The sequence below is a fragment of the Glaciecola sp. XM2 genome (assembly GCF_018595715.1).
Lineage (GTDB): Bacteria > Pseudomonadota > Gammaproteobacteria > Enterobacterales > Alteromonadaceae > Glaciecola.
This window is the reverse complement of record NZ_JAHEOJ010000028.1, coordinates 142882-156443: the sequence shown is the minus strand read 5'-3', so window position 1 is coordinate 156443 and position 13562 is coordinate 142882. Positions and strand designations below refer to the sequence as shown.

General features: G+C 44.7%; 9 protein-coding genes. 3 read left to right on the top strand and 6 right to left on the bottom strand.

Annotated features, from left to right (window positions below):
• The 6 genes from leuC to KJ365_RS16100 form a co-directional block, all read right to left on the bottom strand.
• On the bottom strand, window positions 1-1401 hold the full coding sequence (leuC, locus tag KJ365_RS16125; protein WP_214452705.1) for a 3-isopropylmalate dehydratase large subunit: 1401 nt from the start codon (window positions 1399-1401) through the stop codon (window positions 1-3).
• Window positions 1402-2496, bottom strand: a complete 1095-nt coding sequence (leuB, locus tag KJ365_RS16120; RefSeq protein ID WP_214452704.1) for a 3-isopropylmalate dehydrogenase — start codon at window positions 2494-2496, stop codon at window positions 1402-1404.
• A gap of 1 nt (window position 2497) precedes the next feature.
• Window positions 2498-4051 carry a 2-isopropylmalate synthase gene (leuA, locus tag KJ365_RS16115; protein WP_214452703.1) on the bottom strand — a complete coding sequence of 518 codons (1554 nt, stop codon included), beginning with the start codon at window positions 4049-4051 and terminating at the stop codon, window positions 2498-2500.
• 267 nt (window positions 4052-4318) lie between these two features.
• Window positions 4319-6493 (bottom strand): malate synthase G, encoded by a 2175-nt coding sequence (locus tag KJ365_RS16110; RefSeq protein WP_214452702.1) that lies wholly within the window; start codon window positions 6491-6493, stop codon window positions 4319-4321.
• Between the two features lie 160 nt (window positions 6494-6653).
• Window positions 6654-7598 carry a LysR family transcriptional regulator gene (locus KJ365_RS16105; RefSeq protein WP_214452701.1) on the bottom strand — a complete coding sequence of 315 codons (945 nt, stop codon included), beginning with the start codon at window positions 7596-7598 and terminating at the stop codon, window positions 6654-6656.
• Window positions 7599-7852: 254 nt separating this feature from the next.
• Entirely contained in the window at window positions 7853-9454 is a 1602-nt protein-coding gene (locus tag KJ365_RS16100; protein WP_214452700.1) for an isocitrate lyase, read from the bottom strand.
• Window positions 9455-9832: 378 nt separating this feature from the next.
• Here KJ365_RS16100 and KJ365_RS16095 point away from each other — a divergent pair, with 378 nt between their 5' ends.
• The 3 genes from KJ365_RS16095 (at window position 9833) to KJ365_RS16085 (ending at window position 13558) form a co-directional block, all read left to right on the top strand.
• Window positions 9833-11191 carry an alkaline phosphatase gene (locus KJ365_RS16095; protein WP_214452699.1) on the top strand — a complete coding sequence of 453 codons (1359 nt, stop codon included), beginning with the start codon at window positions 9833-9835 and terminating at the stop codon, window positions 11189-11191.
• Between the two features lie 56 nt (window positions 11192-11247).
• Window positions 11248-11697 carry a phosphate-starvation-inducible PsiE family protein gene (locus tag KJ365_RS16090; protein ID WP_352109438.1) on the top strand — a complete coding sequence of 150 codons (450 nt, stop codon included), beginning with the start codon at window positions 11248-11250 and terminating at the stop codon, window positions 11695-11697.
• A 154-nt stretch (window positions 11698-11851) separates the two neighbouring features.
• Window positions 11852-13558 carry a cation:proton antiporter gene (locus tag KJ365_RS16085; RefSeq protein WP_214452697.1) on the top strand — a complete coding sequence of 569 codons (1707 nt, stop codon included), beginning with the start codon at window positions 11852-11854 and terminating at the stop codon, window positions 13556-13558.
• Window positions 13559-13562 lie beyond the last annotated feature (4 nt).

Genomic DNA, 13562 nt, shown 5'->3' with positions numbered 1-13562 from the left:
TTATGCTCCAAATCGTCTAACGTCTGCAAAGGTACCAGAAATTGCGGCAGCAGCAGCCATTTCAGGGCTTACAAGATGAGTGCGAGCACCTCTACCTTGCCTTCCTTCAAAGTTTCGATTACTTGTCGAGGCGCAGCGGTCGCCTTCTTGCAGTACATCATCATTCATACCCAAGCACATTGAACAGCCAGGTAAACGCCACTCAAAACCCGCTTCTATAAAGATTTTATCGAGCTCTTCTTGCTCGGCTTGTGCCTTAACAGCAACAGAGCCTGGTACAACAATCGCAGTTACGGAAGGCTTTACTTTGCCATGTTTAGCAATTGCTGCAGCCGCACGCAGATCTTCAATTCGGCTGTTGGTACATGAACCGATGAAAACATGAGAGATAGCAACATCCGTTAACTTTTGGCCCGGTTCCAGTGCCATGTATTTTAAGGCTTTACTTGCTGACGCTTTAACAATTGGGTCGTCAAAATCATCTGGCGATGGCACCGAGTCGTTCACACCTATTACTTGGCCAGGATTAGTTCCCCATGTGACCTGCGGTACGATATCTTCAGCAACCAAGTTAACGACAGTGTCGAACACCGCGTCGTCGTCTGAGTAAAGTGTCTTCCAATATGCAAGGGCTTGCTGCCATTTTTCGCCTTTCGGTGCATGCTCTTTGCCCTCGATGTAGGCAAATGTTTTTTCATCTGGTGCAATCAGGCCTGCTTTGGCGCCCGCTTCAATACTCATATTACAAATGGTCATGCGCTGTTCCATCGACAAGTCCCTTATCGCGCTCCCTGCATATTCAATCACATGACCCGTTGCACCCGCATGACCTATTTTGCCAATGATGGCCAAGATAATATCTTTTGCCGTAACACCTAGACCGAGTTTACCGTCTACCTTGACCAACATACTCTTTGCGCGAGATTGCTTGAGGGTTTGAGTGGCTAATACATGCTCGACTTGAGAGGTGCCTATACCGAAGGCTAGGGCACCAAATGCACCGTGAGTAGCGGTGTGAGAGTCGCCACAAACCACTGTCATACCGGGTTGAATAAGCCCTAATTGCGGGCCAATGACATGCACAATCCCTTGGTTTTTATGACCCATAGGATAAAGCTCAATGCCATGCTGTGCACAATTGGCAGCCAACGTTTTTAGTTGCAACGCGTTTTGCGGGCCGCATGCATCGATGGCAAGAGAACGGGTTGAAATACTATGGTCCATGGTGCCAAAAGTCAGATCAGGACGGCGCACTTTACGATTTTTTTCATTTAAGCCGGCAAATGCTTGAGGCGTGGTCACTTCGTGAATAAGGTGTCGGTCAATATATAAAACGAGGTCCTCACCTAGACTGTCGACAAGATGTGCATCAACAATTTTCTGATATAACGTACTGCCCATTTAATTACCCTCTATTAGTTTGACTATGTAATCACCCACATCAGCGGTTGATTTCGTATTTACGCGTTCGTCTTTAGGCATTAATTCTGCTGTAAGGATACCGTCTGACAATGTTTTTACAACGGCTTGTTCAATGAGATTGGCGCCTTGTTCTTCTCCTAGCGAAAAACGTAACATCATTGCTGCAGAGAGTATTTGTGCGATGGGGTTGGCAATTCCCATTCCCGCGATGTCAGGCGCAGAGCCGCCCGCTGGCTCATAAAGCCCAAAGCCAGTGGAGTTTATGCTCGCCGATGGCAGCAAACCCATTGAGCCGGTAATAATCGCGCATTCGTCCGACAGTATGTCACCAAACAAATTAGAACACAGCAGTACATCGAACTGAGCGGGGTTGCATATTAGCTGCATCGTAGCATTGTCGATGTAAATATGTTCCAAGGTAACATTGGGGTATTCTTTTGCTACCTCTTCAACAACTTCGCGCCATAAACGGCTACTTACCAATACATTAGCTTTATCTACAGAGGTAACTTTGTTGTTGCGTTTAGAAGCGGCAATAAACGCCGAGTGGGCAATTCTGCGAATTTCAGCGCGCGAGTAGCGCATGGTGTCGAAAGCGTTTTCTTGCTCACCGCTACCTTCTAAGCCTTTTGGCTGTCCAAAGTATATGCCCGATGTTAGTTCGCGCACTACAAGAACATCAACTCCGCTTGCTGCGATGTCGTTACGAAGGGGAGACAGCGCCTCTAAGCCTTGATAAATGCGAGCGGGGCGTAGGTTGCTAAACAAATCAAAATGACTGCGAAGGGTTAACAAGGCGGCGCGCTCCGGGCGCTGCTCAAGGGGTAACGAATCCCATTTAGGCCCGCCGATAGAGCCAAATAAAATAGCATCTGCTTGTTCACAGCCCGCTAGAGTCGACTTGGGAAGTGCTTCGCCATGATGGTCTATTGCATAACCACCTACCGGATAGGCTTCTCGTTGTAGTTCAAAACCCAATTTATTAGCAACAGTATCCAACACTTTGTTCGCTTCGACCATGACCTCTGGTCCAATGCCGTCTCCAGCTAACACGGCTATTTTATGGCACTTCATTTTATACTCCTGCTATCTTCTCTTGTTTTTGTTGATCAATTTGGTCGGCTAAGTACATGTTGTTAAGTACAAAGATAAAAGCTTTAACGCCGGCTTCTACAATATCAGTGGCAAGCCCAATACCGTTGAAACGCCGATGTTTGTATTCAACAATTAGACTAACTTGAGCAAGGGCATCTGCTCCTTCGCCTTTTGAGTCGAGCTTAAAATCGACAATTTCTAAATCATCGCCGTCAATCGCCGCAATGATTGCGTTATAAGCCGCGTCTACCGGACCATTGCCGATGGATGTTTGTGTAATACTGCGATTACCTGCTTGTATGGTAACCGTTGCGCTCGGAATGATGTTTTGTCCTGAAGTGGCATGCAGGTAAGTCAGTGAATAAAACGCATCTTCGTGTTTTTGTTGGTTAAAAAACAGTAGCGCTTCAAGATCATAATCAAACACCTGTCCTTTTTTATCGGCTAAGCGCAAAAAGGAGGCATATACAGCATCTAAGTCAAACTCGTCGTCTTTATATCCGAGTTCACCAAGTCTGTGTTTGATCACGTGGCGACCGGAGCGAGACGTGAGGTTTAATACATTTTTGTTTATGCCGACACTTTCAGGGGTCATGATTTCGTAAGTATTTTGGCCTTTTAACACGCCGTCTTGGTGTATGCCTGATGAGTGACTAAAGGCATTTGCACCAACAATGGCTTTGTTTGCTTGAACCGGCATATTGCAAAGCTGACTCACAAGCTTTGAGGCTTTACTGATTTCGTTTGTTTTGATGCCCGTTTGCAATTTTAACAGCTGTTCGCGGGTCTTAAGCGTCATCACAATTTCTTCTAGTGAGCAATTACCTGCGCGCTCACCAACCCCGTTAACGGTACATTCTACTTGCCGTGCCCCCGCCTGAACCGCAGCCAGTGAATTGGCGACAGCAAGTCCTAAATCGTTGTGGCAATGCACTGAAATAATTGCCTTGTCGATATTGGGAACGCGATTGAAAAGGGCATCAACGATGCCGCCAAACTCTGAAGGGATTGTGTAACCGACGGTATCAGGGATATTGACCGTGGTTGCGCCAGCATGAATCGCAGCCTCTACCATGCGACACAAATAGTCGATATGCGTGCGTCCGGCATCTTCACAAGAAAACTCAACGTCTGAGGTATATCGACGGGCATGTTTGATAGCATGCACGGCCATTTCTACCACTTCGTCTTGTGACTTGCGAAGTTTGGTATCTACATGAATGTCGGAGGTTGCTATAAACGTATGAATACGGAAGTTGTCGGCGACGCTAAGCGCTTCACCACATGCATCAATATCTTTTTCTAATGCGCGGGAGAGACCGCAAACAGTGGCGTTTTTAATCTCTCTTGCGATTAACTGGACAGATTTAAAATCACCAGGAGAAGACACTGGGAAACCGGCTTCAATCACATCCACACCGAGACGTTCAAGCATCAGTGCGATTTGCAGTTTTTCGCGCTCACTCAAACTTGCTGGCAGCGCTTGCTCACCATCTCTTAGTGTTGTGTCAAAGATTATTACCCGGTCATTCATGTTGTCACCTTTTTTCGCTTGCTGTGCGTTTTGTATGATTAACGGTGTGTTGTATTTTCAGCCATAAAAAAACCCGCGATAAACACGGGTTTTGTTTGATTGATTCAGGCTACCCGTGCGCCAAATTCGCCAAAGGGAGCAGAAGTAGGATAGCAGACGCAGAAATTCTATTAATTGATGATAGATTTTTCGTCATGCGCTAATTCTCCTATTTAAAGTAGTGTGAATGTAATCTTGTTTGTCAATTGGGTCAACCGTAAACCCTAATTAATTTGCGCTTAATTGCTTGGCCTTCATTTCTTTGCGACGCTGATGTAACAGCGGCTCGGTATAACCACTTGGTTGCGACTTCCCTAAAAAGATAAGATCTTTGGCTGCTTGATAGCCAATGCTATTGTCTAAATCAGGCATCATGGGAATATATTCGCTGTCTGAACGGTTTTGTTCATCAACCAATTTTGCCATGCGCTGTAGCGAGTCATTTACCTGTTCGTCGCTAATTAGGCCGTGCTCTAACCAGTTTGCAAGGTGTTGACTCGAGATGCGCAAGGTGGCGCGGTCTTCCATTAGGCCTACATTATTGATATCTGGTACTTTAGAGCAACCTATCCCTTGATGCACCCAACGAACCACGTAGCCTAATATTCCCTGTACATTGTTATCGACTTCGCGCTGAATCTCTTGTTCACTGAGTACTCTGCCTTCTTCGAGCATCGGAATATCCAAAATGGTATCGATGCCGTCGAAGTGCTGTTGTTTCAAACTATGTTGAACATCTGCCACATTGACCATGTGATAATGTAAAGCATGCAAGGTCGCAGCAGTAGGAGAGGGCACCCATGCGGTGCTTGCGCCTGACTGTGGATGTCCAATCTTGGCCTCCATCATGGCGGCCATTTGATCGGGTATTGGCCACATGCCTTTGCCAATTTGTGCACTGCCAGCTAAACCCGCCTCAATGCCTGTCGCCACGTTAGCCGTTTCATAAGCGCTTAGCCATGGCCTCGCCTTGAGTTCTGCCTTAGGTGCAAATGGGCCTTTTAGCATGGAGGTATGGATTTCATCACCTGTACGGTCTAAAAATCCAGTATTGATAAATACCACACGCTCTCTTGCTGCGCCGATACAATCTTTTAGATGTAAGCTAGTGCGACGCTCCTCATCCATTATGCCGATTTTTATGGTGTTACGCTCGAGTCCTAATACATCTTCAATGCTGGCAAACAGAGCATTGGTAAACGCAACTTCATAAGGCCCATGCATTTTGGGTTTAACGATATAAATGCTGCCCGCTCGGCTATTTTCAAAAGGACTGTTTTTGAGCAAATCGTGTTTACCAATCAAACTGGTGATAACGCCGTCCATAATACCCTCATAAATGGGTGCATCATCAAACAAAATGGCGTCGTTAGTCATAAGGTGACCAACATTTCGCACAAACATTAAGCTGCGCCCCGACAAGGTCAAGCTTCCGCTGATGGTTGTGGTATACATGCGATCAGACTGCATTTTACGCACATGCGTTTTGCCGCCTTTCTCAAGTTCGATTTTTAAATCGCCTCGCATTAGCCCAAGCCAATTTTGATATACCAGTGTTTTATCTTCAGCATCGACTGCAGCAACTGAGTCCTCGCAGTCCATAATGGTCGTAATGGCAGATTCAACGAGTAAGTCTTTTATATGCGCAGGGTCGGTTTTACCGATGGGGTGTTGCGCATCAATTTGGATTTCTACATGAAGTCCATTGTGTTTTATAAGTAATGCACTGGGTTCGTCAACACTGCCTTGATAGCCTGCAAACTGCAGAGGCTTCTCAAGTTGAGCTTTTGTGCTGTCTGAAAGGACCACCACTAGCTGTCCGTTTTCGATAAAATAACCGGTGCTGTTCACATGGCTGCCATGACTGAGCGGCGCAATAATGTCTAAATACTCTCGTGCTTTCGCAACCACGGCCGCCCCGCGTTTTGGGTTGTATGAGCCGGTTTGTTGGGTTTCGTCTGTGATGGGGAGTGCATCGGTCCCGTACAGTGCATCATACAGGCTACCCCATCTTGCATTAACTGCGTTGAGAGCATAGCGGGCGTTGTTGATAGGGACCACTAATTGTGGGCCAGCGATATGGGCTATTTCAACATCGACATTGCGGGTAGATATTTTCACATCTTCGTCACTTGGGCATAAGTAACCGATTTCGGTTAAGAATGCTTTGTATTGAGCAAAGTCAGCATCCTTGTTGTGCGTGTGAAATTCATCAATTGCGCCTTGTAACTCATCACGCCTTTGCAATAGCTCGGTATTGGGGTCGGTAAATGTGTCTAAAATAGATTCAAACCCTAGCCAAAAATCTTCTTCATCGACATTTGTGGCAGGTAGCGCCTCTTTGGTGATAAACGAATATAGTGTTTGGGCTATTTTCAGCCGGCCTTTTTCGATATATGCCATTGTTGTTATCTCCCGTTAAACCAAAGCAACTTTTCAATCTTGCCTTCAGTGTATCAAGTCGCGGCGTAAAGTTGAGTGTATGCTAAGTATTCTTACCATAACCTGTATGAATGTTACTATCACGTCACAGTTGCCGGGCTAAAGATACTGCTGAATTTGTTTAGGTAACGGTCATCTCCGCAGCAACTTCGTTGATCAGTCTGCGTAGCCAAATGTGTCCTGCATCATGATGCAGTAAGGCGCTCCATGCCATCTTCAATGCAATGGGGGGAATATCGAAAGGGGGTTGAACGACGGTAATCGCTGGGTCGTCTTTAAATATTTTTGCCGCCTTGCTAGGTAAGGTTGCGATTAAGTTTTGCGTTTTAGCTAATTGCAAAGCCGCGTGATAGTGACGCGTAAACACACGAATGTCCCGCTGTTTGCCAATTTTAATGAGTTCTGCATCTACCCATCCGAGTTTTTGTACTTCGTTAGGGTCGATACCAACGCCGACACCAAATCCAGTTTTACTTACCCAGATATGTTGGCCCTGAAGGTAGGCCTGTAAATCAAAGTTGTCTTTTGCGGGGTGGTCTGAGCCAATTACGCATGCAAAGGTGTCATACCAAATCACTTTTTGATGAAACGATAGGGGTAGTTCGTCAAAACGATTAATCGCCATATCGACTTTACCCTGTTCCACATCGTGAAAGGTCACATCACTTGGGGTAATAAGATCTAAAGTAATGTTTGGGGCGAGCTTTGACAATTTGCCAATAAGCTCTAATAGCAGTGTAGATTCTGCATAGTCGCTGGTCATGATACGAAAGGTTCGCACACTTGACGCCGGATCAAACTCTATCTCAGGTTGAATCGATGATTCTAAGCGACTCAACACATCGCGAATAATAGGACGCAGCTCTAACGCGCGCTTTGTTGGGGTCATGCCATCGCTAGTACGCACCAATAATGGGTCTTTAAATAAATCACGCAAACGCTTTAAACCATTACTCATGGCAGGTTGCGTAATACTTAGTTGGTTTGCTGCTTTGGTGACACTTCCTTCACGAAGTAAAACATCCAGATACACTAATAAATTGAGATCGACTTTCGCGATGTTCAAAGACAAGTTCCTTGCATTCATACGGCTACGGGAATTATATAATTATTTGAGATAAATACTAGATAATCCATTAGTAGCATGAATAAAGATATTTTCATAAATGTTAATTAAATCAAAGAAGTAGGTTTTATGAGTGAATGGCGTGATGAAATATTACTTTCTAAACATAGATGTGATGAATGCGAAGCAAAAAAAAACGCCCCGAAGGGCGCTGAACAAGAGTTCTATCGTTTGCTTGTTTTTGCGTACTAAATTTACGCTACCACATCAAACTGATTCATAGTGTTATCGTCACCAGAGGCTTTAAGCGCTTGCTCCCCAGAGAAGTACTCTTTATGAGTATCACCTAAGTCAGAACCAGCCATTGCTTGGTGTTTCACGCAGGCTAAGCCTTGACGAATTTCTTGACGTTGTACACCTTTAACATAAGCAAGCATGCCATCATCGCCAAAGTAACCTTTCGCTAAGTTGTCGGTAGACAGCGCAGCTGTATGATATGTAGGCAGTGTAATCAAGTGGTGGAATATACCTGCTTCACGCGCAGCATCAGCCTGGAAGGTTCTGATTTTGCTATCTGCTTCAAGAGCAAGCTCTGAATCATCGTAGCTTGATGACATAAGTGCATTACGGTCGTAAGCTGATGTGTCTTTACCTTGCTCAGACCATGCATCAAAGATTTGCTGACGGAAGTTTAAGGTCCAGTTGAACGATGGGCTGTTGTTATATACAAGTTTTGCATTTGGCACAACTTCACGGATCGCATTTACCATTTCGGCTATTTGCCCAACGTGAGGTTTTTCTGTTTCAATCCAAAGCAAATCAGCGCCATTTTGTAAGCTAGTAATACAGTCAAGCACAACGCGGTCAACGCCGGTGTCTTCTTTAAACTTGTATAAGCCGTTAGGTAAACGCACTGGTTTAACAAGCTTACCGTCTAACTTCATTACGGTATCGCCTTCACCTAAATCATCCACAGAGTTAACATCATTTGTCTCTAGGAAAGCATTGTATTGTGCAGCCAAATCACCTTCGCTTTGTGATACTGGGATTTTCTGCGTCAGGCCAGCACCCAATGAATCTGTGCGCGCTACGATCACGCCGTCATCTACGCCAAGCTCTAAGAATGCATAACGAACCGCATTGATTTTGGCAAGGAAGTCTTCATGTGGCACGGTTACTTTGCCGTCTTGGTGACCACATTGCTTAGCGTCTGATACTTGGTTTTCAATCTGTATACAACAAGCACCCGCTTCAATCATTCTTTTAGCTAATAAGTAAGTGGCTTCTTCATTACCAAAACCAGCATCGATATCAGCAACGATTGGAACAACGTGCGTTTCAAAGTTGTCGATTTGCGCTTGGATAGCGGCAACATCACCACCGTTTGCTTTTGCCGCATCAAGTTGGTCAAACAAGGTACCTAGTTCACGAGCATCGGCTTGACGAAGAAAGGTATAAAGCTCTTCAATCAGTGCAGGTACAGACGTTTTTTCATGCATAGATTGGTCTGGAAGGGGGCCAAACTCTGAGCGAAGTGCTGCTACCATCCAACCTGAAAGATATAAGTAGCTTTTGCTAGTTGTGCCCTGGTGTTTTTTAACGGCCAACATTTTTTGTTGTCCGATGAAGCCATGCCAGCAACCCAGAGATTGAGTGTATTTAGAGCTGTCAGCGTCATATTCAGCCATATCTTGGCGCATGATGCCCGCTGTATATTTTGCGATATCAAGCCCTGTTTTAAATCTGTTTTGTGCTTTCATGCGTGCCGCATACTCTGGGCTAATCGCATTCCATGCAGTGCCTTGAGCTGCTTTTAAGTTCTCAATACTTTGGATGTCTTGTTGATATTGTGACATGTTCATTTCCTCTGGTAACTTTGCCGTTTTACGGGTGAACTGAATGTTGATTGTCGCGATGACTTGTAGCGTGCTTGGTCACTTCGTTAATCAACCTTGACGTCATCCTAAAAGATAATGGAGGATAAAAAAAATATATATTTATCATCCTGAGTATTTATTTGCTGAATGATGCCTGCGCTTTCTCTATTGGCGAATAATATGTTGGCATGCTCTAGCGCTTTATATTCATAAGCTCCATACATCATGCGTGACATATATCAGTATTTTTTTTTCGTTCTGTCACTCATTTGAAATGATTTAACGATATACTAAGGTCTTAATTTTGCAGGCTTGCCATTAGCGGTGTTTGCTCAGTTTTTTACGATGGATGTAATAATGAAACGAAATGCTTTGTTGTCAGCAATTGGACTGACATTCTCGAGTGCCTTTTTATTTGCTTGTTCGGCTAGCGCCGTTTCTACTGATTCAGTCAATCAAGTAGATGCCGACATACCTAAAAACATTATTATGGTGGTTGCTGATGGTATGGGTCCAGCCTATGTTTCAGCTTATCGTTATTTTAAAGACGACCGTTCTACACCGCTTGTTGAGCCGATCATATTTGACGACATGCTCTTAGGCACCGTACAAACCTACCCTCATCAACAGTCTGGCTTTGTGACCGACTCAGCGGCAAGCGCCACTGCTCTTGCCGCTGGCGTAAAAACCTATAACGGTGCCGTTGGCGTCACTGTTGATAAAGAGCCGGTAGAAACTGTGTTGCATCGCGCACGTAAGATGGGCATGGGTACGGGTCTGGCGGTCACTTCTACGATTGTGCATGCAACCCCTGCATCTTATATGGTTGCGAATGAACAGCGCCGCAATTACTTTGAAATTGCCGATAGCTTTTTTGATGATCGTATAGATGGTCGTTTTTTAGCAGATGTCATGTTAGGCGCTGGTGTTGAGCATTTTGCGCGAGAAGACCGCAATGTGATTGAAGACTTTCAAAATAGTGGCTTTCAATATGTGGATACATATGAACAGCTTACCAATGTAGATTTAGATAAACCGTTGTTGGGATTGTTTGGTAGCTCAAGTCTGCCATGGGCATTAGATGATTCTGATCCCTACCGATTGAGCACCTTAACGAAAGCGGCGCTGTCTCATTTAAATCACAAGAACGACAAGGGTTTTTTCTTGCTGGTCGAAGCGAGTCAGGTAGATTGGGCCGGACATGCTAATGAAATCGGCTCTGCTATGGCTGAAATGCACGATTTAGCGGTCACGCTTGAGGTGTTGGCTGAATTTGGAAAAAATAACCCTGACACATTAGTCTTGATAACCGCTGACCATAGCACGGGTGGTCTAACTGTTGCTGGAAAAGATGGCTATCGTTGGGATCCAATATGGATTCAAAATGCAAAGGCCTCGGTTCCTACTATTGCTGCTCAAATGATGAAGGCAGACGATAGAGCAGCAATCGTTTCTGACTTGTTAGGTTTTGAGTTAAATGCACAAGAAGGGCAATTGCTAGATGCTGTCACCACTGAGATGTCATCACGAGATGTCGAGAACGTGATCAAAGGCATTGTTAACGAGCGCACTAACACTGGGTGGACGACAAATGGCCATACTGCGGTTGATGTCAATATCTATGGCTATGGACCTGGTGCCGATAAATTTAAAGGCAATTTAGACAACATTGAAGTTGCGCATAGGATTTTTGAACTACTAGAAGCTCGAGATTAATTTACAAGCTCATTAAAGTGTTATAGAAATATAAAAAGACTTAGATGGGTGGCATTGTGGATAAAGAAGAGCATCATTTTTCTCGCACGGATAACGACTGGTTAATTGGCAAGTTGAATTGGGTGATAGGTCACTCGATTCGCTTGCTGGCGATATTAATGGTGGTGGTTATCTTATTTTGTATCGCAGATGTATTCTTTGTGCTTAAAGAAAAACTCATCGCCGAGCCGTTCTTAGTGCTTGAGTTCGGCGATATCTTCACTGTATTTGCCTCATTCTTGGCAGTGCTTATCGCCATTGAAATTTTCGCTAATATTACCTTGTACCTTCGTGATGATGTCATCCATATACGTTTGGTCATAGCGACAGCGCTGATGGCCATTGCTCGAAAGGTAATTGTGTTAGATTTCACCACAATCTCTGCTGACTATGTATTTGCTATAGCCGCGGTTATCTTGGCACTCGGTATCACCTATTACCTAGTAGCTAGCAAAGCCAGGACATAATTCTGATAATACGAGGTTCAATGCTCGAATAAACCGAAGAAAAGGACTTGTTAAATCGTATTTATCAAAGTTGTTTCAAGGTATTATACTTTTTGTTGAGATGTTGATTTTGCGAAGTTTTTTATGAAACTAGCGACTAACCTTCGGGGAATTTATGTTGGAGTTAATACAGCAGTCTGCGTTTATTGAAATCACCGCTCTGCTAGTTCTGGCAGCAGTCATTGGTTTCATTGGCACTTATTTGCGCCAACCGTTGATTGTGAGTTTTATCGTAGTCGGTTTGGTGGTCGGTCCCTCCGCGTTAGATGTCGTCCATTCGGAAGAAAAAATAGAGCTACTTGCTGAGCTAGGGATTGCGCTGCTGTTGTTTTTAGTGGGTATTAAGCTCGATATTAAGCTTATTCGTTCTATTGGGCCGGTGTCGTTACTTACCGGCTTAGGCCAAGTGGCTTTCACCTCAATCATTGGTTTTGGCATTGGTGTGCTGCTTGGTTTTGATTATCTCACCAGTGTTTATGTCGCTGTCGCTCTGACTTTTTCTTCTACCATTATTATCGTTAAGTTGCTATCTGATAAGCGTGAAATTGACTCCTTACATGGTCAAATCGCGCTTGGTTTTTTGATTGTGCAAGACTTAGTGGTGGTCTTTTCGATGATCGTGTTAGCTGCCATTGGTATGGGCGCTGCAGATACCGAAGGGGCATCAGGTCTGAGCATTATCTTAAAGGTGTTTGGCGCAGGTTTAGCGCTAGTTGCCTTCGTGATGTTTTTTATTCGTTTTATCGCCAATCCCCTCACCAAGCAGTTGTCGAAAACACCCGAATTACTGGTGATTTTTTCGCTCGCACTGGCAACGCTGTTCGCAGCGGTGGGGAAACTTGTAGGGTTGGGAATGGAGCTAGGTGGCTTACTCGCTGGGGTGGCGCTTGCTTCTACCCCCATTAAGGAAAGTATTTCATCTCGACTTGCTCCGTTAAGAGACTTCCTTTTATTGTTTTTCTTTATTGCCTTGGGTTCAACGTTGGACCTCACGCTATTAGGTGGCCATGTTTTTGCCGCCATCATTTTCTCACTCTTTGTGCTCATTGGTAACCCACTCATTGTGCTCATTATCATGGGCTTACTTGGGTATAGAAAACGCACAGGCTTCCTCGCTGGGCTAACAGTTGCACAAATCAGCGAGTTCTCCCTTATTTTTGTAGCGATGGGGGTTACTATTGGTCACCTTCAGTCAGACATTCTTGGCTTAGTGACCTTGGTGGGCATTGTGACCATTGCGATTTCAACTTACATGATCACATACTCGCACAAACTTTATGAAATGTTTGAGCCGATGCTTTACCATTTTGAGAAGACCGGAACGCCTCGCGAGGTTTCACAAAAGGGCGAGGGTGAAGTTGCCGGTCACGATATTATTTTATTTGGGCTTGGCCGATTTGGCACTGCTATCGCAAAGCAATTACAACAACGAGGCGCGTCAGTATTAGCGGTAGACTTTAATCCAGAAGTGCTGAAAGAAGCCAAAGAGATTGGCGTAGACACCATTTATGGGGATGCTACCGATGCCGAGTTCGTGTCTGAATTGCCTTTTTCAAAAGCAAAATGGTTGGTTTCTACCATACCCACTCACCATTTGGGTCTGGTAATAGACGATACTCGCAAGACCATAGTGCAACTGAGTAAAGCAGCGGGTTTTGAGGGCAAGTTCGCGATTGTTTCTCATACTCAAAAAGAGGCAAAATATTTAACTGACGCTGGCATTGATATGGCTTTACTCCCATATAACGATGCTGCTTTAAGGACGTCAGAGATGCTCATTGAATCGCTCAAGTCAAACACGAGCGATGTTAGCAAGGAATGATACT

Bases quoted from the DNA above. Each gene is read 5' to 3' on its own strand.
- leuC (WP_214452705.1), bottom strand. From the start codon at position 1,401: ATGGGCAGTACGTTATATCAGAAAATTGTTGATGCACATCTTGTCGAC.
- leuB (WP_214452704.1), bottom strand. From the start codon at position 2,496: ATGAAGTGCCATAAAATAGCCGTGTTAGCTGGAGACGGCATTGGACCA.
- leuA (WP_214452703.1), bottom strand. From the start codon at position 4,051: ATGAATGACCGGGTAATAATCTTTGACACAACACTAAGAGATGGTGAG.
- KJ365_RS16110 (WP_214452702.1), bottom strand. From the start codon at position 6,493: ATGGCATATATCGAAAAAGGCCGGCTGAAAATAGCCCAAACACTATAT.
- KJ365_RS16100 (WP_214452700.1), bottom strand. From the start codon at position 9,454: ATGTCACAATATCAACAAGACATCCAAAGTATTGAGAACTTAAAAGCA.
- KJ365_RS16095 (WP_214452699.1), top strand. From the start codon at position 9,833: ATGAAACGAAATGCTTTGTTGTCAGCAATTGGACTGACATTCTCGAGT.
- KJ365_RS16085 (WP_214452697.1), top strand. From the start codon at position 11,852: ATGTTGGAGTTAATACAGCAGTCTGCGTTTATTGAAATCACCGCTCTG.